The 20,809-nt window shown below is 72.0% G+C and carries 19 protein-coding genes; 10 read left to right on the top strand and 9 right to left on the bottom strand.

Annotation, left to right across the window (positions count from 1 at the left end):
• The first annotated feature begins 198 nt into the window (after positions 1-198).
• Positions 199-2,298, top strand: a complete 2,100-nt coding sequence (locus tag V5P93_RS17195) for a M6 family metalloprotease domain-containing protein (protein WP_181043550.1) — start codon at positions 199-201, stop codon at positions 2,296-2,298.
• A 131-nt stretch (positions 2,299-2,429) separates the two neighbouring features.
• On the opposite strand, the gene V5P93_RS17190 is transcribed toward V5P93_RS17195, so the two are convergent.
• Positions 2,430-3,107: a GNAT family N-acetyltransferase gene (locus V5P93_RS17190; protein ID WP_146108066.1), complete on the bottom strand. Its 678-nt coding sequence runs from the start codon at positions 3,105-3,107 to the stop codon at positions 2,430-2,432.
• A gap of 157 nt (positions 3,108-3,264) precedes the next feature.
• On the opposite strand from V5P93_RS17190, the gene V5P93_RS17185 reads away from it, so the two are divergent.
• From V5P93_RS17185 to V5P93_RS17160, 6 genes are all read left to right on the top strand, one after another.
• Complete coding sequence (locus V5P93_RS17185; protein WP_245931336.1) at positions 3,265-3,531, top strand: helix-turn-helix domain-containing protein; 267 nt, start codon at positions 3,265-3,267, stop codon at positions 3,529-3,531.
• Positions 3,532-3,579: 48 nt separating this feature from the next.
• A complete protein-coding gene (locus V5P93_RS17180; protein ID WP_219824002.1) occupies positions 3,580-4,398 on the top strand; it encodes a ferritin-like domain-containing protein in 819 nt (272 codons plus the stop codon).
• Complete coding sequence (locus V5P93_RS17175) at positions 4,395-5,195, top strand: ferritin-like domain-containing protein (RefSeq protein WP_219824001.1); 801 nt, start codon at positions 4,395-4,397, stop codon at positions 5,193-5,195. Before V5P93_RS17180 ends, V5P93_RS17175 begins: the two co-directional genes overlap by 4 nt.
• Positions 5,196-5,601: 406 nt before the next feature.
• A complete protein-coding gene (locus V5P93_RS17170; RefSeq protein ID WP_104479848.1) occupies positions 5,602-6,786 on the top strand; it encodes an FAD-dependent monooxygenase in 1,185 nt (394 codons plus the stop codon).
• Complete coding sequence (locus V5P93_RS17165) at positions 6,779-8,314, top strand: hypothetical protein (RefSeq protein WP_104479847.1); 1,536 nt, start codon at positions 6,779-6,781, stop codon at positions 8,312-8,314. Before V5P93_RS17170 ends, V5P93_RS17165 begins: the two co-directional genes overlap by 8 nt.
• Entirely contained in the window at positions 8,290-8,925 is a 636-nt protein-coding gene (locus V5P93_RS17160; RefSeq protein ID WP_104479846.1) for a TetR family transcriptional regulator, read from the top strand. The genes V5P93_RS17165 and V5P93_RS17160 overlap by 25 nt, the downstream gene beginning before the upstream one ends.
• Here the strand turns inward: V5P93_RS17160 and V5P93_RS17155 are convergent.
• Positions 8,922-9,944: an MFS transporter gene (locus tag V5P93_RS17155; protein WP_104479845.1), complete on the bottom strand. Its 1,023-nt coding sequence runs from the start codon at positions 9,942-9,944 to the stop codon at positions 8,922-8,924. The two genes, V5P93_RS17160 and V5P93_RS17155, sit on opposite strands and share 4 nt — an antisense overlap.
• A 13-nt stretch (positions 9,945-9,957) precedes the next feature.
• Complete coding sequence (locus V5P93_RS17150; RefSeq protein WP_374066307.1) at positions 9,958-10,860, bottom strand: NADP-dependent oxidoreductase; 903 nt, start codon at positions 10,858-10,860, stop codon at positions 9,958-9,960.
• A gap of 204 nt (positions 10,861-11,064) precedes the next feature.
• Here V5P93_RS17150 and V5P93_RS17145 point away from each other — a divergent pair, with 204 nt between their 5' ends.
• The gene (locus V5P93_RS17145) at positions 11,065-12,462 is read left to right on the top strand and encodes a cytochrome P450 (protein ID WP_104479843.1); all 1,398 of its coding nucleotides are present in this window, start codon (positions 11,065-11,067) and stop codon (positions 12,460-12,462) included.
• A gap of 236 nt (positions 12,463-12,698) precedes the next feature.
• Positions 12,699-13,403: a CBS domain-containing protein gene (locus tag V5P93_RS17140; RefSeq protein WP_104479842.1), complete on the top strand. Its 705-nt coding sequence runs from the start codon at positions 12,699-12,701 to the stop codon at positions 13,401-13,403.
• Position 13,404: 1 nt separating this feature from the next.
• On the opposite strand, the gene V5P93_RS17135 is transcribed toward V5P93_RS17140, so the two are convergent.
• From V5P93_RS17135 to V5P93_RS17125, 3 genes are read right to left on the bottom strand one after another with little or no spacing between them, the layout of a single operon-like run.
• Entirely contained in the window at positions 13,405-14,046 is a 642-nt protein-coding gene (locus tag V5P93_RS17135; protein WP_104479841.1) for a maleylpyruvate isomerase N-terminal domain-containing protein, read from the bottom strand.
• Positions 14,047-14,100: 54 nt separating this feature from the next.
• On the bottom strand, positions 14,101-14,787 hold the full coding sequence (locus V5P93_RS17130) for an RraA family protein (RefSeq protein WP_104479840.1): 687 nt from the start codon (positions 14,785-14,787) through the stop codon (positions 14,101-14,103).
• Complete coding sequence (locus tag V5P93_RS17125) at positions 14,784-15,185, bottom strand: cupin domain-containing protein (protein WP_219824000.1); 402 nt, start codon at positions 15,183-15,185, stop codon at positions 14,784-14,786. Before V5P93_RS17125 ends, V5P93_RS17130 begins: the two co-directional genes overlap by 4 nt.
• Before the next feature lie 52 nt (positions 15,186-15,237).
• Between V5P93_RS17125 and V5P93_RS17120 the strand changes: the two genes are divergently transcribed.
• Positions 15,238-16,263 carry a GlxA family transcriptional regulator gene (locus V5P93_RS17120; RefSeq protein ID WP_104479838.1) on the top strand — a complete coding sequence of 342 codons (1,026 nt, stop codon included), beginning with the start codon at positions 15,238-15,240 and terminating at the stop codon, positions 16,261-16,263.
• Here V5P93_RS17120 and V5P93_RS17115 read toward each other — a convergent pair.
• The 3 genes from V5P93_RS17115 to V5P93_RS17105 all read right to left on the bottom strand — a co-directional run bounded on the left by V5P93_RS17115 (position 16,217) and on the right by V5P93_RS17105 (position 20,809).
• Entirely contained in the window at positions 16,217-16,705 is a 489-nt protein-coding gene (locus tag V5P93_RS17115; RefSeq protein ID WP_104479837.1) for a DoxX family membrane protein, read from the bottom strand. The two genes, V5P93_RS17120 and V5P93_RS17115, sit on opposite strands and share 47 nt — an antisense overlap.
• Before the next feature lie 218 nt (positions 16,706-16,923).
• Positions 16,924-17,682 (bottom strand): dienelactone hydrolase family protein, encoded by a 759-nt coding sequence (locus tag V5P93_RS17110; RefSeq protein ID WP_104479836.1) that lies wholly within the window; start codon positions 17,680-17,682, stop codon positions 16,924-16,926.
• Positions 17,683-18,463: 781 nt separating this feature from the next.
• Positions 18,464-20,809 (bottom strand): GAF domain-containing SpoIIE family protein phosphatase, encoded by a 2,346-nt coding sequence (locus V5P93_RS17105; protein ID WP_104479835.1) that lies wholly within the window; start codon positions 20,807-20,809, stop codon positions 18,464-18,466.

Below are 20,809 nucleotides of genomic sequence, written 5' to 3'. Positions count from 1 at the left end.
CGGAACGAAATTCTCAGCTGGCCGATCACACACCTTGGCCGCTCAACCGACGCGCCCATTGCGCCCGTCCGTCCGGGTCGGGGGCATAACAGATCAGGCGGGGTGAAACGTATACCTCCGGAGATTTCCGTTAACTGGCAAAGGTTTCCTGACCAGTCCGGATCGCTAGCATGGGTGGATCGACACTTCGGAGGCGGCATGTACCTCGCCCAGGTTCGCAGGCGCCCGTTACTCCTGATCGGCGCGCTGTTATCCACCGCCACGCTATTCTCCATGAGTGGCAACGCGATCGCCGCTCCCCCCGCCCCGCTCGAACACCAGTGGCAGTACGACCACTGGCCCCAGCAGCAGCCGTGGCAGCAGGCCCGGGACGGTGCGCGGGTCACGGCGCTCGACGGGTTACCCGGGCCGATCGACCCGCAGAACTGGGTCAACCCGGACCACATGACGTGGGAGCGGGACTACCGCGAGATCCCCGGTACGAACTGGGCCGACCCGGCGGTCAAGGGGTCGAAGCGCACGTTCAAGGGGGCGCTGGTCCTGCTGGACTACCGGAACCAGCCGTTCGTCGTGACGCAACCGGCGCATTCGACGGTGTTCGGCAACCCCGGCACCGAGGCGCACGACATCCCCCGCGCCCAGGTCGGGCAGTTCTACCAGGACTTCCTCAACAAGCCGGGCGCGCTCAACCGCGGCCACACGGTGCACGAGTACTGGATGGAGAACTCCGGTGGGCGCTTCGGCGTCGACCTCAAGGCGTTCGGGCCGTACACCGTGCCCGGCAAGGACCACGAGTACGGCATGGAGTTCCAGTCGGGCACGGCCTGCCCCTCCGGCGACCGGTGCACCCGCGATCTGCGCGCCGACGGCCGCGCGGCCTGGGTCGCCGCGGCCGGGTCGCAGGTGCCTGCCGGGTTCGACTTCGTCTACTACCTGTCCGCGGGCCAGGACGAGACCAGCACCTGGCAGGAGTTCGGCCCGATCAAGTTCGCGACCAAGGCGGACGTGCCCAAGGCGTTCGGCTCACCCGACCCGGCACTGCCCAACTGGGCGCGCACCCGCTACGTGGACTGGACGTCGTGGGCGTCGGCCTCGACGCTGTGGCCCAACGCGGTCAGCGGCTCGTCCACGCAGGCGGAGAGTTCGGGGCAGGGCGTGTTCGCGCACGAACTGACCCACATCCTCGGCATCGGCGACAACTACGGCAACCCGTTCGGAACCCCGCAACGCCGGGACTACTCGGGTATTTGGGACATGCTCTCCCGCGGCGCGTTCAACGGCCCGGGTGGCCCGCACTCCCGCTGGGTCGTCCCGGCCACCGCGGGCGCGTCGATGGGATCCCAGCACACGTTGCGCAACAAGCTGAAGCTCGGGTTCCTCGACGAGGCCAACGTCCTGCGCCTGTCCCGGGACGCCCTGGCCAAGTCCGGCGTGGTGATCGCCCAGGTCACCGCGCGCGAGGCGCAGGCGGGCAAGACCGGGCTCTCCGGCATCAACATCGTGCTCGACCGGGGCGACCTGTCCACCAGGTGCGACATCCGCACCAACCCGTACTGCGACGGCGGCGGCTACCAGAACTACACCGTCGAGGTCGTCGACCGGATGGGCTCGGACTCGTTCACCCCGGACTCCGGCGTCCTGCTCGCCAAGACGAAGAACACCGACGAAGCCCCGTTCACCTGGGTGGTCGACGCCAACCCGCAGGACATCGGCATGACCGACTACGTCCTGCCGAACGGCACCAAGGTCCCCATCACCCTCGGCGACTACCGCCAACTCTCCGACGCGCTCTTCCACGCGGGCACCAACTCCGGCAGCCAGTACGAATACGTCGACCAGGCCAACCGCCTGCACTTCTACATCCTCGACATCAAACGCGACGACAAGGGCATCCTGTCCTACACCGTCGCCATCCGCTCACTCAGCGGCGCGGGCCCGCAGAAGCGCGGCGTCCAGGTGCAATCCACATCCGCAAACCCTGCCCCGGACGGCGTCGCGACCTGCGCGTTCCCGTTGTCCAACACCGGCACCGGCGCCAAGCCCGCCGGACAACACCCAGAAGACGTCAGCGCCTACCTCAACGGCGACGTCTACCGCGTCACAGCCAAAACCGACAACTCCGAGTGGACTGTCGCCGTACCCAACGCACTGACCACAGCACAGTTCGGCGAGACCGTGCGGGTTCCAGTGCACGCGAAGCGAAACAGCGGCTCCGGCCAAACGACAGTGACCTTCACCGCCACCTCGGAAAGCAACACCACCGCCACAGCAACCACCACCTGCACCATCAACGGCTAGCGAGATCCGGGGGTGGGCCCTCGTACCCACCCCCGGATCTGCTCGACCGGCGGTCTCAGAGCGTGGAACCGTTCACAATCGGTCGGTGGTGTGACCGGTAGTAGTTCGACCAACTCCGCCTGCGGAACCGGTTAGCTGATGGGTGCGCCGGACACGGGTTTGCCGACCACTGCGGGCGAGCACACCCGCCAACCGAGCGACTTGTAGAGCCCGCGCCCCTGTGGGCTGGCCAGCAGCAAGCCGGTGGTGGCGCCGAGCCCACGGCCCGCCTCGGCGAGCGCGCCCATGATCGTGCTGCCCAGGCCGCGGCGTTGGTGCGCGGGCTCCGTGCTGACCATGTCGACGATCCCGTCGGTTCCGACCACCGCCAGATATCCGCGCGCGGCGATCTCGCCGGAGGCGTGCACCGCCACGGCCGTGGCGACGTCCCGCTCGACCGTGACCTCCACCGCGTACCCCTCCGGCGGCCCCGGGTACGGGTGGACCGCCAGGTCCGCGGACATCAGGGACTCATCGGGCAGCGTGGTGAGCCCGGCCGTGCGCATGATCTGATCGACCTCGTCAGGCCGGGAGGTCATCACCGTCAGCCACACCGGCACATCGGCGCCCACCGCGCGGTCCACCAGCGAGCGCACCGAATCGAGGTCGTCGGGGGTCAGCGAGATCAGTTCGGTCTGCCGGTGCGGCAGCCTGATCTCGACCGACAGCCCACCAGGTAACGGGATCGCGGGGTCGAACCCACGGGAAGCGCCCCAACCGCGCTGCCAGCGCTCGACCAGCTCGGGAAGGGAGGTAGCGATCTCGGTCACCACCCCAGTCAACCAAACGGGCGGCGTCACACGCCAACGACTTCATGCGCGGTCGGCCTCGATGTGGACCTGTGGTGCGCCGGTCCTCGTGAACTGATGACCGCCGCGTCAACTGCACCGCCCAGGCGTTCCGGGTAGTGCTCATGACGTCCGGGCGGTGCGGTTGACATTCCGTTGCCACCTCGACACCACGCCGGTGGCCTACCTGCGCCGCGTCCGACTCGGCTGCGCCCGCCCCAACCTGCGGGCCGCCACACCCGGCCAGGACACCGTCACCCGGATCGCCGCCCGCTGGGGCTACGGCCACCTGGCGTGTTCGCAACCACTGATGCTCGTGGTCGACGATGTCGACTCGTTCGAGTGGTTGACGTGTGTCGGGTTGGCGCACTTGTGGACGCGTCTTGTCGAATGGCTGTGGCAGTGAGGAGTCGTCACGGTCGTGGCGCGGTCCGCTGTGCGATGGAGGTGTGCGGTGAGCCCGATCGATGAACGCGGGTTGCGCGAGCTGATGGTCGAGTCCGATGACCTGCAGTCCGACGCGATGCGCACGGCCGAGCGGGACCTCGATGACTATGTCGAGGCCGTGCTGGAGACCCACTCGGGACGAACCGGCTCACGCGATCCCGGCGGGATGTGGCCCGGTTGGGGCAAGACCGGTCTGGTCGCCGGGTTGGCCGGTGCGGGCACGCTGCTCGCCGCCGGGCCCGCCGCGGCCACCACTGTGGACGTGCAGGCGCTGCAGACCGCGGCGAGTCTGGAGAACCTGGCGGTCTCGACGTACAAGACCGCGTTGACGTTGCCGTTCATCGGTGGCGCGGACGCCAACGCCGTGGTCAAGGCGTTCGCCGAGAAGACGATGGCGCAGCACACCGAGCACGCCGAGGCGTTCAACGGCGCGGTGGCCAAGCTCGGCGGCAAGGCGCAGAACGACCCGAACGCCAAGTACGCCGCGGTCGTGCAGAAGGCGGTTCCGACGATCAAGGGCGCGGGTGACGTGGTCGCGTTGGCGATCAGCCTGGAGGACGTCGCCGCGCAGACCTACGCCAAGAACGTCAGCCAGGTCTCCACCCCCGAGCTGCGCCAGCTCTTCGCCGGCGTCGCCGGCGTGGAGGCGCAGCACAAGGCGATCCTGCTCGCGGTCAAGGCGCTGGTCGACGGCGGCGCGCCGCAGTTGATCGCACTCCCGCCGGACGCCGCCAAGCTCCCCGACGCCGCGGGCAGCGTGGGCTTCCCCGACGCGTACTACCCCACCGACAAGGCTTCGCCCGTCGAGGAAGGAGCGGTCAAGTGAGCACCGACAAGCGCCCCGAGATGCAGATCAGCGAGCGCGAGCTGGCCGCGATGACCCGGGACCTCGACGAGTTGCACGAGTCCACTTTCCCCGGTGTGCGCAAGCTGCTCGACGAGTTCTCCGCCAACCTCGCCCACCTCACCCGCGGTCGCGCAGCGGGCCGCCGCGGTTTCCTGATGGGCGTCGGTGGTGTCAGCGCTCTCGGGCTGGCCGCCTGCTCCAGCAACGACACCGGTTCGTCGAACAAGACCACCACCGCCGCGCCCCCGGCCACGACGGCCGCGGCGACCTACGAGGGTGACCTCAAGGTCGTAGCCTTGGCCGCGGCGCTGGAGAACCTGGCCGTGACCGCCTACACCGGCGCGCTCGACGCGGCGGGCAAGGGCACCCTCGGCACCGTGCCGCCCGCGATCGGTGTCTTCGTGCAGACGGCGATGAAGCAGCACAAGGACCACGCGGGGGCGTGGAACGGGGTCCTCAGCAAGGCGGGCAAACCCACCATCACCGACGCGCCGCTGTCCATCACCGCCGACCAGGTCAAGGCACTCGGCGCGGCGAAGTCGGTGCCGGACGTGGCCAAGCTCGCCCTCGACCTGGAGAACGCCGCCGCGCAGACCTACACCTTCGCCACGGCGAACGTGACCGACGCGGGCGGCATCATGACCGCGGCCACCATCCAGCCGGTGGAGGCCATGCACGCGGCCATCCTGAACTTCGTCCTCGGCCAGTACCCGGTCCCGGACGCCTTCATCGGCGTCGACAAGGCCGTCAAGCCCGACGCGCTCATGCCGAAGTAGACACCGGGATCCCTGGTCTGGGTCGATACACGGTCGTCCGACTGAATACAGGTCCTTTGTGAACAGTCGCACCCAGAGCCTGACCGCCCCCGACGTGTCAACGCACGAAACGCGGCGAGGCGCCGGGATCGCGCCACCTGCCTGCGCCCGGGCTCGCGAAGCGCCGACCGCCTGATCGGTCGCTGGAGTCGTCGGGGCGGACGGCGACACAACACCGGCCCGGACAACACGAGGCGACTCCGACCGATTACACCACGTGGTCGAGGCGGGCAATGTACCCCGACCCGGTTGCCCCCGACTGTGCACCCGACGTCGCAGCACGGGAGCCCTCTTGAGCGATCGCTCAATCGTGCTCTAGTCTCCTGCTCGAGCGTTTGAGCGAACGCTCAATACCTGGGGGTGGGGCGTGGAGCGGACCGCTGTGGTGGTCGGTGGTGGCATCGGCGGGTTGGCCGTGGCGGTGGCGCTGCGGGCTCGTCGGTGGCGGGTTCGGGTGTTGGAGCGCGCGCCCGGGGTCGACGAGGTCGGGGCCGGGATCTCGCTCTGGCCCAACGCCATGCGGGCGTTGCGGGTGATCGGGCTTGACGAGCTGGTGCGGGACGTGGGGGTTGTCGAGTCCGGGGGCGGGGTTCGCGATCGGGACGGTCGGTGGTTGTCGCGGGTGGACAACGCCGAGTTGGTCCGTCGCCACGGGCATCCGTTGGTGGTGTCGCATCGGCGGGATCTGGTGCGGGTTCTGGCGGACGCGCTGCCTGACGGGGTGGTCATGCCGGGGTGTCGGGTCGTCGACGTGCACAACGGTGACCGGCGGGTCGTCGTCGACTACGTGGCGGAGCACCGGGGCGTCGAGGACTCGGTCGAGGCGGACGTGGTGATCGGCGCCGACGGTGTGCGCAGCACGGTGCGTGGGCTGTGCCTGCCGAACGCTCCCGAGCCGCGCTACACCGGTCACACCGCGTGGCGGGTGGTCACCGACCCGCTGGACGAGCCGCTCGAGTCGGCGGCTGTGGTGTGGGGGCGCGGTGCTCGGTTCGGCTACACCGCGCTGCCCGGCAACCGGGTGTACTGCTTCGCCGCGGCGTCCTTCGACGAGCCGCAGGGGGCGGTTGTGGGCAGGCCGCTCGATCGGTTCGCGCGCTGGCCCGACCCGATCCCCCGGTTGCTCGACGCGGCGCCGCCGACGCGCGTGGTGCAGCACGACATCTACGACTTACCGCCGCTGCGCTCGTTCACCCAGGGCCGGATGGCACTGCTCGGCGACGCCGCGCACGCCATGTCCCCCGCTCTGGGCCAGGGCGCCTGCCAGGCGTTGGAGGACGCGGTCGTACTCGCCGACTGCCTCGACCACGACCCGGTCCCGTCCGCGCTGACCCGCTACGACCACCGCAGGCGCCGACGCGCGCAGCTGGTGGCCCGCCGCTCGGCCCGGCTCTCCACGGTGTCGCACTGGTCGGGTCCGTTCGGCGCCCGCACCCGGGACGCCGTCACCAGGGCCCTGCCCGAGTTCGTGACGATGGCCTCGATGGCACGCCTCCTGCGGTGGACCCCATCGCGGACGTGGACCGAGACGTCACAGGTCCCTGATGCCTGACTGGACCTATCACCCGTTGCGCCCGATCGCGGACGCCGTGCTGGGGGTACGGCGATCGCGGCTGGTGGCGCTGCGCGCCCTCGCGGCCGTCGGGCGGTTGCCCGGCGGCCGCGGGGTGGTCGCCCGGGCACTCGGCCACCGGCACCCGCCCGCGCACCTGGCCGGGTCCATCGCGGGAATCCCCATCCGGGTCCGGTTGGGCGCGGTCGTGCCGCCGAGCGTCGCCGTGCCCGCGGTGCGCGCGTTGCCACTGGTCGGCGCCGGGCTGCTCGAGATCGCACCGGTCGGCCCAGGCGACGTGGAGACCGTGCGGGCGGCGGCGCGCGGCCGGCGGGTGCCCGTCATCGTGCGGACGGACGACCCCGAGGTCGCCGCCGCCCTGGTCGACCACGTCGACGGCGTCAAGGCGAGTTGGCCGGTCACCCACACCGCCGACCCGGACACCACCGACGCCGCGACCGCGCTGACGGGGTCGGACGCGATCGTCCTGGCCCGCCCGGAAGTCCTGCTGCACGCCGGACCCGGCTGGTACGGCAGGGTCATCGAAGCCGCCACCCCGACCTCTCCCCCGTCGACCACCATCGGCCGCAACCCGCTGCGGTGGCCGCCGTGGTGGTGGGGCGCGCTGGTCGGGCTGGGCATGGTCGTCGCGGGCCTCGGCGCCGCCGCGATCACGCTGGGCCCGGTGCTGCTCTGGTACGACCGCGACCTGCTCGGCACCGACCTCGCCGGGCTGCACGCGGTCAACCACCACCTCGTCGGCTTCCTCCAGCACGACCGGATCACCATGGCGGGCACCATGGTCACGATCGGCGTCCTCTACACCGCCCTCGCCCTCGGCGGCCTGCGCCGCGGCCACCCGTGGGCGCGCGATGCGTACGCGGTCTCCGGCTGGATCGGGTTCAGCACGCTGGTCTACTTCATCGGTCTCGGTTTCGTCGAGCCGCTGCACACCGCGGTCGCGGTCGTGCTGTTCCCGATGTTCCTGGCCGCCACGCTGCCCCGCACCGACCCTCCACAGTGGACAACTCCGCCGACCGCGCGGGAACGGGAGCGGCGGTGGGCGCTGGTCGGGCAGTTGCTGCTGGTGGTGACCGGCATCGGGTTGTTCATCGGCGGCGCGGTGGTGTCGCTGGTCGGGCTGTCCGATGTGTTCGTCGCCAGCGACCTCACCTACCTCGGCGTCGACGCGGGCACCCTGTCCGACCGGCTGGTGGCGTTCGTCGCCCACGACCGGGCCGGGTTCGGCGGCGCGTTGCTGTCCGCGGCCGTGGCGATCACGCTGCTGTCGGCCTGGGGGTGGCGGCCGGGCGCGGTCTGGGTGTGGTGGTCGCTCGCCGTCGCCGCGGCGACCGGGTTCCTGCCCGCGGTGCTGGTGCACAGCGGCATCCACTACACCGACTTCTGGCACCTGGCCCCGGTCTACGCCGGGATCGGGTTCACCGCCCTGGGCTTGGCGCTGTCCTACCCGTACCTGTGCGCGCGTGGCACTACGGTGGTGGCATGTCGGACACCAGGCAACGCCTGATCGATGGCGCGGTGGCGACCATCCGCGACCACGGCATCACGGGCGCCTCGGCCCGCGCCATCGCGGCGGCGGCCGGGGTGAACCAGTCGTTGATCTTCTACCACTTCGGCAGCGTGCACCAGCTGCTGCGGGAGACGTGCATGGTGGCGACCCGGTCGCGGGTCGCGCTGTTCGCCGAGCGCCTCGACAGCGTCACCGACCTGCGCGAGCTGCTGGCCCTGGGCCGCGACCTGCACACCGCCGAGCGCGACGCGGGCAACGTCACCATCCTGGCGCAGCTGCTCGCGGGCGCCCAGGCCGACGCGGAGCTGGCCGAGTCGACCGCGGCGGCGCTGCTGCTGTGGATCACCCCGGTCGAGCGGGCGCTGGAGCGGCTGCTGGCCGACTCGCCCGTGGCCGAGGTGCTGGACACGGCCGGTCTGGCGCGGGCCGTGTGCGCGGGGTTCGTCGGGTTGGAGCTGTTCGAGGGGGTGGACGCGGCGGGCGCCGAGGCCGCGCTCGACGCGCTGGACCGGATGGCGGTGCTGCTGGAGGTCATGGACGACCTCGGCCCCGTCGCCCGCCGCGCCCTGCGGTCCAAGGTGCGCAAGACCGCGGAGCGGAACCGTTAGTCCTTCGGCAGCAGCACCGCGAGCACGACCGGCACGACCAGCAGGGCGACCATGCACCAGAACGCCGTGGCGAAGCCCGCCGCGGAGTCCCCGGACAGGGTCAGGGCAACCGCCGCCCCGGCTCCGCCGAGCGCGCCGCCGAGCCGCATGGTGACCGCGCTGATGGTGGCGATGCGCGGGACCTGCGCGGGGTCGGGCAGGCTCCGGTAGATCGCCGCGGACAACGGGATGGTGACCGAGGTGAGGCCGATTCCGCGCAGCACCAACGCGATCACCAGCACCGTGTCGTCCGGGTCCCGCGCCGCCGCGGTGAACGGCAGCGTGCCCAGCAGCGTGAGCGCCAGGCCGCCCAGCATCACCGGGCGGGCGCCGAACCGGTCGGCCAGCGAGCCGACGACGAATCCCGCGATGCCGATGCCGACACCCTGCGGCGCGAGCAGGGCACCGGCGGCGGTCGCGCTGAGCAGCAGCGGGACCTGCCCGTAGAACAGCCACCGCCAACCGGACGTGTCCACCACCGCGCCCGCCACGACCGGCGCGAACACCGGTGCGAGCGAGGACGGGGTGGCGAGCACGCCGAACGCCCGGCCCGCCCGCCGCGGCCCGGCGGCGCGGGTCAGCACGACCACCGCCACCATGCCGATCACCCCGCCCGCCAGGCCCTGGAGCACGCGGAAGGCGATGAGGCTGCCCGGCGACCAGGCCAGCCCGCACAGCACCGACGCGACCAGGAAACCGCCGAGGCCGGCCAGCCAGGCGGTGCGCGCGCCGATCCGGGCCTGCAACCAGCCCGACGCGGGCACGGCGGCGCAGTTCGCGAGCAGGTAGCCGCCGGTGCCCCACTGGAGGGTGCCGGTGTCGGCGCGCAGCTCCGCGCCGATGCTCCCGATCGCGACGACGGTCAGGGTGGAGTCGGCGACCGAGACGAGCACGCCGAGCACCACCGCGAGCCCGACCCGCAGCAGCGCCGCGTCCATCCGGACCTTCGGCTCGTCGACCGCTTGCGTTCGCTGAGTCATGTCCGCGGGTTCCTCAGTCGACGGTGAGCACGATCTTGCCGCGCCCGTGCCCGGTCTCGCTGCCGCGGTGCGCGTCGGCGGCGCGGTCCAGCGGGTACGAGTGTCTGATGTGGACCTTTATGCGCCCTTGCTCCCACAGCGCGCACAGCTCGGTCAGGCGCGCGGCCGAACGGCCCGGCTCGACGAGCGGGACGCCGAGTTCGGTGGCGGCGTCGTCGTCGACCATGGTCCGGATGCGGCGGCGGTCGGCGACCAGCGCGACCGCGGCCCGCAACCCGTCGACGCCGTGCAGGTCGACCGCCGCGTCCACCCGGTCGCTGATCGCCCGGACCCGGTCGACCATGCCCGGGCCGTAGGCGACCGGGACGGCACCGAGCGCGCGGAGGTGGTCCTGGTTGGCCGGGCTCGCGCTGCCGATGACGGTCGACGCACCCCACGCCCTGGCCAACTGGACCGTGAAGGTGCCCAACGCGCCCGCCGCCGCGTTGACGAAGACGGTGTCGCCCTCGTGGATGCCCGCGCCGGACAGGCACTGGTAGGCGCCCTGGGCGTTGGCCGGGAAGCCGCCCGCGACCTCCCAGGGCATCGCGGGCGGTTTTGCCACCATCTGCGTCTCGGGGACCACGACGTACTCGGCGTAGCAACCGAGAGTGGTGAATCCCAGTACCTCCGCACCCGGCTGGAAGGCGGAGGCACCGGGGCCGTGCGCGTCGACCACGCCCGCGAACTCGTTGCCGACCACCACCGGCGGCACCAACCGGATCGACGGCGGCGCCCACCCGGCGCGAACCCGCGTGTCGAAAGGCTGCACGCCCGCCGCGCGCACCCGGACCCGCACCTGCCCCGGACCGGGCTCGGGTATGGGCAGGTCCACCGCTTCCAAGGCCTCCGGACCGCCGAAGGTCCGCACCGCCATCGCCCGCATGGGCTCCCCCAGGTCTCTACTCTGTGGACGCATCTGTTAACCGGGAACGCCGGTAACGACCGGCTGATCTCCCGGTGAAGTCTCGGATATCGACTTAGCTGGAGGTCAAGTACGGCTGGGACACTTCCGCCGGGGAACGTCCGACAGGTAACATCGGTTGTCCTCTCCGCTTCCCCTTTTGTCCCGGTGGTGCGCATGGACACATCCCCCGTTCCCCTTGCCCCAGGCGCGGTCCCGCTGCTCGGCCACGCGCCGCGGCTGGCCCGCGAACCGCTGGCGTTCCTCGCCCGGCTCGCCGCGCGGCCCGACCGTCTGGTCCGGATCAAGCTCGGCCCCGCGGCCGCGGTGCTGGTGTGCGACCCGGACCTGGCCGACGAGGTGTTCCGCGAGGACCGCTTGTACGACAAGGGCGGCGTGTTCATCGAGCGCGCCCGCGACGTGGTCGGCGACAGCCTCAGCAACTGCCCGCACCACCTGCACCGCAGGCAGCGGCGGCTGGCGCAGCCCTCGTTCAGCCCGGTCCGGTTGCGCGGGTACGCCGCCATGATGGCCACGCAGATCGACGGGGTCGTCGACGCGTGGCGCGACGGGGAGTCGATCGACGTCAACGAGCAGATGTCGCGGCTGACGCTCAACGTCCTCACCGCCACCCTGTTCTCCGACTCGCTGCCGGAGCACGCGGTGCGCGCGGCGTACGACGACGTGGAGGCGATCGTCGCCGGTGTCCTGCGCCGCATGGCCATGCCCACCGCGCTCACCCGGCTGCCGCTGCCCGCGAACCGCCGCTTCGACCGCGCGGTGACCCGCCTGCGGCGCACGGTCGAGGACCTGCTGGCCGAACGCCGCGCCACCGGCACCGACCGCGGCGACTTCCTGTCCGCGCTGCTGGCCGCCCGCGACCCCGACACCGGCGACGCCCTGTCCGACGCCGAGATCGCCGACCAGGTGCTCGCGTTCCTGCTCGCGGGCACCGAGACCACCGCGAGCGTGCTGTCGTGGGCACACGCCCTGATCGCCACGCACCCGACCGTCGCCCGGCGGTTGCGGGCCGAGGTCGACTCCGTCCTGTCCGGACGCCCCGCCACCCAGGACGACATCCCGAACCTCGGGTACACCGGCCAGGTGATCCAGGAAACCCTGCGGTTACGCGCCCCGGCCTGGCTGCTGACCCGGGAACTCACCGCCGACACGACCCTGGGCGGCCACCACCTGAAGGCGGGCACGACAGTCGCCTACAGCCCCTTCGTCATCCACCACCGCCCAGACCTCTACCCCGACCCCGAACGCTTCGACCCGCATCGCTGGTCCCCCGACCGCACCCCACCGCCGCGCACGGCGTTCATCCCGTTCGCCGCGGGTGCCCGCCGCTGCATCGGCGACCGGTTCGCCCTCATCGAGGCGGCGCTCGCCCTGGCCACGATCACCGCCCGCTGGGACCTGGAGTTACCGGAAGGCAGCCGCGTCCGACCGGCGGCAGCGATAGTTCTGCGTCCCAAAGACCTCCACATGCGCACCGTCCGCCGAACCCCACCCGCGAGCGTGGCCCCCGCACCCGAGCACGACACCGGCCGACCGCACTCGGGGTCGCCCTGACGCCTATCGCGAACAACGCGGTTCGTGCAGGCCATGTCGGCGCCGACGGCAATCACCCTCGCCTTCCGCGACCAGTCCGACCACTATGGACACTCGGTGGCGGCACGCGGACGACCCGAAGTCCTGACCGGGACGGGACCTTCGGGGTACCGGAACCAGGCTCTACGGCGGCAGCGCCGCGCCTGCGCGTCGGCCTACGTTCGGATCACCGCGAACGGAACCGACCGGAGGACGCCATGCGGCACAGGACGATCGAGAACGTGATGACCCGGGACGTCGCCGTGGTCCCGCCCGACACCGGGTTCGCCGACCTGGTCCGACTCATGGCCGACCGGGCGGTGAGCGGCCTGCCGGTCGTGGACCACCACGGGCACGTGCTCGGCGTGGTGTCCGAGGCCGACCTGCTGGCCAAGGAGAGCGTGCGGGAACGGCCGCACGCCGTGCCCGCCCTGCTGCGCCGCCACGCCGAGCGCGTGCGGGCTCGCGGCACGACCGCAGGCGAGTTGATGACCAGCCCGGCGGTGACCGTGCGCGCCGACGCGACCGTTCCCCACGCGGCCCGGCTGATGGCCGACCACCGGGTCAAGCGCCTGCCGGTGGTGGACGAGGACGGCGGGTTGGTCGGCGTGGTGAGCCGGACGGACCTGTTGTCGGTGTTCCGCCGCGCCGATGACGACATCGCCGAGGAGATCGCCCAGGACGTCTTCCGCGGCGCCCTCGGCATCGCCTGCGACACGGTGGTCATCCGGGTCGCGGGTGGCGTGGTCACCTTCGAGGGTCAGGTGGAGCGGCGCGGCTGGGTCGACGTCATCACCGAGTTGACCCGCCGCGTGGACGGGGTCGTGGACGTGCGCTCGAGCCTGACCTACGCCTGGGATGACACCGGCGTCACCATCCCCGAGGGCATGGTCGTCGACATCACCCGCGAACCCCGCCCCTAGCTCAGAACGCGTTGATCTGCCGGGGTGCGCGTTCGGCGCGGCTGAAGGCCCGCAGGACGGCGGGGGCGCCGTGGCGGCGGACCGACAGGCCGGTCAGCAGGTCGAGGGTCAGCCGGAGGCCGCCGTCGGGGAAGTCCGGGGTCGGGACGTCGACGCTGACGGCGAGGTCGTCGCCGTGCACGACCAGCTCCATGATCCGGGTGATCAGGAAATCGCCCAGGGTCAGGGACCAGGTCGGCCAGAACGGGGCCTGCACGGGCCGGGTGAGGTCGGTCCCGGGCAGGGTGCGCGCCAGTTCGTCGACGGTCGCGTCGTAGCGGGCGAACAGTTCGGCGGGACCGTCCGCGGCGATCCGCTCGCTGCCGTCGCGGATGCCGGTGTTGATCTCCGAGTCGACCGGCGCGTCGACCCACAGCGACCGCGAGTAGTGGTCCAGCAGCGGGATGGTCTCGGCGACCGGGCGGTCGGCGGCGAGCAGGGCGGGCACCAGCAGGACCTGGTTGGCCACGTGCCCGCACAGGCCCGAGACGCCGAACTCGGGCAGCGCGCTGGGCCGGTCCCAGGCGGCGGCCACGGCCGGGTCGCGCAGCAGGGTGCCCGCGACGCGGGCGGTGGCGATCAGGTCCTCGGCGATGTCAGTCAACGGGTGCCCCCAACGTCGTAGTTCGGTTGATGACGATCATGCCCGACACCGGCGTCATTCCTCGATCGCCCCGCCGACGGACCGCAGGTGCTCGCGGAAGGTGACCGCCGGGTCGGCGGCGCGGCGGGTCAGGTAGTCGGCGAACCGGACCTGGGCGCGCAGCGGCGTCCGGGCGCGGATGCGGTCGGCCTGGGCGCGTTCGGTGTCGCGGATGCGCTCGGCGCGGCCGAGGACGTCGTCGACCCGGTCGGCGGGGACGAACACGACGCCGTCCTCGTCCCCGAACACGGCGTCACGCGCGGTGACCGTCCAGGGGCCGACGGTCGCCGACAGCAACGCGTCCGGGGACCGGGTCTCCGGGCGCAACGGGCCGGTCGGGATCGCACCGAGGCTGAACACCGGCAGGTCGATCGCGGCGATGTCGGCGGTGTCGCGGTGCAGCCCCCACACCAGCACCCCGCCGAGCCCGGCCTCCCATGCCTCCAGCACGACCAGGTCCCCGACGCAGGCGTGGTCGAGCCGTCCGCCGTTGTCCACGACCAGCACGTCCCCCGGTTCGGCCGCGTCGATGGCCTCCAGGAACACGTCGACGCTCCCGGCGTGCCGCGCGGGCAACACCCGGCCAGCGACCCGACCACCTGGGACAACGGTGCGCAGCGACACGCAACGGACCTCGATGCAGAGCCGCACGCACGCATCGGTGAGGTGCGCTGTGGTGAGCTTCGCAAACCTCTCGTTCACCTGGCATCGCCTGCGAGCGGGTGACCGACGGTGACATCGACGTGGTCGGGCACCTCGTCGTGCTCATCACCCACCGACAACGTCCCGGACGGCTCGACCACCAGCACCGATGCCCCCGCCGGCGACGACGGCTTGTGGAACACCCCGCGCGGGACGACGAACAGCGACCCCCGGTCCAGCACGACCTCCCGCTCCCCCGCCTCCTCCCGCAGCGCGATCCGCAACTGCCCGTCGAGCACCAGGAAGAACTCGTCGGTGTCGTTGTGCACGTGCCAGACGTGCTCGCCCTTGGTCTTGGCCACGCGCACGTCGTAGTCGTTGACGGTGGCCACGACGCGCGGGCTCCAGATCCGCTCGAAGCTCGCGAGCGCGGCGGAGAGGTCGATCGGTTGGGTCATGCTTCCCATGCTCCCGGTGCGCCGCCCCCGCCACGAGTGCTAGGAATCGCACATGTCGCAAGAATCCTCGCACCGGGTCGCCCTGCTCGTCGACGACGGCGCCAACCCCTTCGACGCCGGGGTGGCGGTGGAGCTGTTCGGGTTGCGGCGCCCCGAACTGGGGGTGCCCTGGTACGACTTCGTCGTGTGCACCGACACGCCGAGTGTCCGGATGCACCTGGGCGTGTTCACCCTGTCGTCCCCGCACCGGCTCGCCGCGGCCGACACCGCGGACACCGTGATCGTGCAGAACGGACCCGACGCGACCCGGCCGCCGTCGCCCGCGATCCTGGCGGCGGTGCGGCGCGCGGCCGAGCGCGGCGCCCGGCTGGTCAGCTTCTGCGCGGGCGCGTTCACCCTGGCCGAGGCGGGGGTGCTGGACGGGCGGCGGGCGACCACGCACTGGCGGTGGGCGGCCGAGTTCGCGCGCCGGTACCCGCGGGTGCGGCTGGAGCCGGACGTGCTGTTCGTCGACGACAGCGGCACGGGCGACCGCGGCCCGGTGCTCTCGGCGGCGGGTAGTGCGGCGGCGCTGGACCTGGGCCTGTACCTGATCCAGCGCGACCACGGCGCGGAGATCGCCAACGCGGTCAGCAGGCGGCTGGTGTTCGCGGGCAGGCGGGAGGGCACGCAGCGGCAGTTCGTCGAGCGGCCGCTGCCCGCGGTGGTCGACACCTCGCTGGCCCCGTTGCTGGCCTGGGCCCGCGACCACCTCGACCGCCCGCTGACGGTGGCCGACCTGGCCCGGCGCGCGGCGACCAGCCCGGCGACGCTGCACCGGCGGTTCCGCGCCGAGCTCGGCACGACCCCGCTGGCCTGGCTGACCGCCGAGCGCGTCACGGTGGCGTGCAGGCTGATCGAGCGCGGCGAGCGCGGGCTCGACCGGGTCGCGGCGGCGAGCGGGTTGGGCTCCGAGGCGAACCTGCGGGCCCAGTTGCGCCGCCACACCGGATTGACCCCGTCGGCCTACCGCGAGCGGTTCGGTGCGCTGTCTACAAAGGATTCTCCGGTGCCGGTCGACGGCCACCGAGTCCGATGAGGACGAACGCGGCGGAGACCAGTACGAGGTTCTTGAGCACGAACTCGCCGGTCGCGCTCAGCAGCAGGACGTTCCCGTCCCGCAACGCCATGCCGGGCGCCTCGAAGAACACCAGGAACGTCCCGATGAGGTGGACGGCCGCGGCGGCCGGGGCCAGCCGCCGCGGTCGCCCGAGCACCAGCGCGACGCCGAGCACGATCTCGACCCAGCCCAGGCCCGCCACGAGCCACGGACCGCGCACCCACGGAACACTGGCCTCGACCAGGTCGGCGACCGGCGACTGCCCGATCACCTTGAGCAGCCCGAACCAGACGTAGACCAACCCGAGGGAGAACCGCAGGGCGGGGATGGCGACGCGACCCAGCACCCGCTCGGCGTTGTCCAGCACCCCGGCGACCCCGCCCCCACCCGCGGCCCTCGTCGACAGCTCCCGCAGCCCCATGACCCACCACCCGTTTCCACCCACGACGTTCCGACCAGCGTAAGCCAGCCAAGATCGTTGGTCTAGACCATTGTTTCCCTTGATGGGTAAGCGGTTAGACCACGGTGGACGTTGCGAGACTTACCAACACCTTGTCGGGCAACAAAACTGGGAATGGGTCGTTGGTGCTCGATCGGACAAATCGCCGCGCGTCCGACCGGGCCGCCGTGCTGCTTCGCTTACGCGCCAGCAGATTCCGCCACGAGCGCACCACGCAGGAGCGGCAGCAGTCGATCCCAGTGCCTGCGCAGCGCGTCGGGGTTGAACGCGGCGGTGTCGGACATGGTGAAGCCGTGCACGGTGTCGGGGTAGACCTCGGTGGTGTGCTGGACCCCGGCGTCGTCGAAGGCCCCGGTGAGCACACCGATGGCCTCGGGCGTCATGTCGTTGACCGCGAGCCCGAGGTGGACCCGGGCGGCGATGGTCGGGACGAGGAGGTGCGGGCTGTCGGGTTTGTCGGTGACCAGCCCGGCGGGGTGGAACCCGGCGGCCGAGGCCACCCGATCCGGGTGCGCGGCGGCGGTGCGCAGCGCGAGGGCGGCCCCCATGCAGTACCCGATCGCGGCGGCGGGTCCCGGCTTGACCTCGGCCTGCTCGGCGAGGAAACGCAGGTACGCGTCCGCGTCCCGGAGGGCGCGTTCGGTGGTGTGCGCCTCGATGAGCGGCATGAGCCTGGCGATGAGGGCGGGCCGCGAGTCCTGGTCGATGCGTTCGGGCAGCTCGACGACCGGCGCCGGGCCGTGGCGGTAGAAGAGGTTGGGGACGAGGACGTAGTAGCCGTGCCCGGCCAGTTCGCGCGCCTTGTCCTCCAGCTCGGCCCGTAGGCCGAAGGCATCGGGGTAGAGCAACACCGCTGGGTGCGGGCCACCGTCGGGGAACGCGGCGAACGCGTCGGCCTCGCCGTCGGGGGTGGGGATGAGGAGGGTCTTCGTGGGCATTGCGGTCTCCTTGTCGAGGTCGATGAGCTTGCGATCAACCCGAAAGGAGGCGGTGCCCGCGCGGCGCTCAGTGGAGCACCGGGTCACCAATCCGTGTGTGGCCAGACGCCGTCCCGGTAGACATCACCACCAGCCTAGCGCGTCTCCGCTCCCGAGTGGATCGCCAGGCGCCGACCTGCGGGCTTGGGCCGGTGTCACCCGCATCGGGGGCTGAGGTTGTCACTCGCTCGCGCCCCAGGTTGTCCACATGCCCGCTGTTCGTCCACAGCGCCGATTCGCCGCCTTCCAGCGCTCTGAACTGCGACGATAGGATCACTCAGGGGCCTGCCCGCAGGTGGGAGGGGTCGTGTGTTCGGGGCCTGGGGGGATCTTGAAAAGCGCCAGTCGGGGCGCTTGCGCGTCGCGGGTCGCCAGGGCCGCGCAACAGCGGCGCGAGGCGTGTGCGGGAGCGAGTCGCGGCAGGCCAGGTCGGTGGTGGCACCATCGAGGGGTTGTCCGGCGCCGTGGGTTCCGGCTCACGCGGCAGTTCGGTTCCGAGCCACCGACCACGGTGCGAATTGCCGACTGCGGCGCCCGGCCCGTACCTCACCCCGGCTGAGGGCTTCGAGTGGACCTGACCGCGGGCTTTCGCGCTACAGCGCGGCAAGGGCGTGAAGCACGCGTCGGTGACGACAAGCGACCTCTTGCCCTGGTTGTGGTGCTGGGCCGCTGTCGTGGGCAGCCTCGCCTCGGGCGAGGCGATCAGCGGCCGTGTGAGACCGGTTGATCGAGGTCGGCCGAGTCAGTCGGGGCGGCGGAGTTGGAAGCCGACGATGCAGGTGTCGTCGTCGGTGTCGGAGTTGCTGTGGGTCAGCAGGCGGTCCAGGCGTTGGTCCAGGGTGGTGGCTTCGCGGGACGCGGTGGCCAGCAGGCGTTCCAGGGATTCCTCCACGGTGCGGTCCTTGCGTTCGATGAGACCGTCGGTGAAGAGGAGGAAGACGTCTCCCTCCGCGACCGTCAGGGCGCCTTCCTCGTAATCCGGGTCCGCCAGCCCGCCGAGTAGGGGGCCGCGGATCAGCGGCAGGGTGCGTGCCCCCGCTTCGGTGATGAGCACCGGTGGTAGGTGTCCGGCTCGCGCCCACCGCAGGGTGCGGTCGCGGGGGTCGTACAGGGCACACACGGCGGTGGCGGTGACGCGGTCGGTGAGGTGCCGGGTGACGAGGTTGAGCCAGGTCAGCAGCTGCGCCGGGCCCGCCCCCGTCGCCGTGAGGCCGCGCAGGGCGTTGCGCAGGACGACCATGCTGGTGGCGGACTCGATGCCGTGTCCGGCGATGTCGCCGACGCACAACAGGATCTGCCCCGACGGCAGGACCACCGCGTCGTACCAGTCGCCGCCGACGAGGTGTTCCTTTTCCGCCGGTCGGTAGCGCACGGCGACGTCGAGTTGGGGGGCGCGCAGCGTGTTCTGGGCAGGCGGCATGATCGCGTGCTGCAGCAGCAACGTCAGCCGGTTGCGTTCCGCCGACTGCTGCTCGCTGTGCTCCAGTTGCTCCCGCGTGGCCGTCAACGCGACCTCGGTCCAGTGCTGCGCCGAGATGTCCTGGTACGCCCCGCGCACCACGGACGCCGCCTCGGGCACCGGTTCGGCGATCACCCGGATGTGCCGGGCGACCCCGTCGGAGCGCAGCAGCCGGAACGCCGTGGACGCGGGGCGGCGGTGGTGCAGCAGGGTGCGCAGGAACCGGCCGATGGCCACGGCGTCGTCGGGGTGGGCGTGCCGGGCGAGCTGTTCGATCGGCACCGGGTCGGCCGTGGCCGACAGCCCGTAGAGCGCGAACAGCTCGCTGTTCCACGCGATCTCCCCGGTGGTCAGGTTCTCCTCGAACCCGCCGATCCGCCCCAGCCGCTGCGCGTGGCGCAGCAGGTTCGCCAGCTTCGCCGCCTCGTCCTCGATGTGCCACACCAGCAGCACCGCGCCGCCGTGCCTGCTGATCCCGACCCCGGCCGCCGCGGTCAGCGGCACCTGCCCGACCAGCGCGGTCAGGTCGAGCCGCTCGGCGCGGAACGGCTCACCGGTCGCCCAGACCCGCTCGACCCGCTCGAACAGCCCGCCGCGCTCGGCGACCAGCGGGTACGCCTCCAGCAGGAACCCGCCGACGACCTCGCCGCGCAGCCGCCCGCCCAGGTCGTGGAACCGGGGGTTGGCGTGCTCGATGCGGAAGTCGACCAGCGCGCCCGTCGCGTCGAGGTGCGGCCGCAGCACCAGGGTCGGGTCGCGCAGGCTGTCGGCGAGGTCGACCAACTCCCCCACCGAGTCGTCCGGTTCCAGCACCAGCCCCGAGTTCGGGGTGTCGAGGGTGTGCGCGCACAGCTCGGCCAACGCCTCGATCTGCCGCCACAGCTGCTGGTTCGGCGCTTCGGCCCGACCGGGCCAGCAGATCTCCAGCACGCCGAGGATCCGCCCGCCGGTCCCCGCGGGCACCGCCGCCCGGCTGCCGTCCGGCGCCCCGCGCTGCCCGATGCTCGGGATCCCGGCCTCCGCCAACGACTCGATCCACACCGGACCCCGCTGGGTCAGCGCCTGCCGCGCGGGGACGGCCACCCCGGGCGGCACGTACCGCCACCGCCGGTCCTCGTCGGCGGCGAACCCCGCGCACCCGGCCAGGGTCAGCGACGAGTCCGGGCCAGCCAGCCACACCGCGACACCGACCGCGCCCAGCGGCGCCAGCGCGTGCTCCATCAGCGACCGGGCCACCGACTGGGTGTCGGTAGCGGAGAGCACGCCGCTTTCCGCGGTGCGCAGCCGAACGGTGACCGGTGTGCTCTCCGGCGAGTCCGGCGGTTCGGCCATGACGTGGTCGAGGAACCGGCGCCCGGCCTCGGAGAGCGTGTCCCGGGAGGCCTGGTCGACGATGTCGGCCGCGAGTTCCAGCTGCGGCCGCCCGGCCTGCTGGGCCAACGCCGCCAGTTGCGCCGCGGCGGCCGAGGGCCCGCAGCGCAGCCGTTCCACCAGGACGCCCCGGGCGAGTTCGATCAACGCGCGCCCGTCGGCGGCGGCGTGCGCCTCCCGCACCCGGGCCCGCAGCCGGTCGACGGTGGCGGCGAGCCTGCCGGTGGTGTCGGCCCGGACCCCTTCGGTGGTGTCCAT

Source organism: Actinokineospora auranticolor (genome assembly GCF_041897805.1).
Taxonomy (GTDB): domain Bacteria; phylum Actinomycetota; class Actinomycetes; order Mycobacteriales; family Pseudonocardiaceae; genus Actinokineospora; species Actinokineospora auranticolor.
The sequence above is the reverse complement of the archived record's forward strand: the minus strand, read 5'-3'. Positions and strand labels throughout refer to the sequence as shown.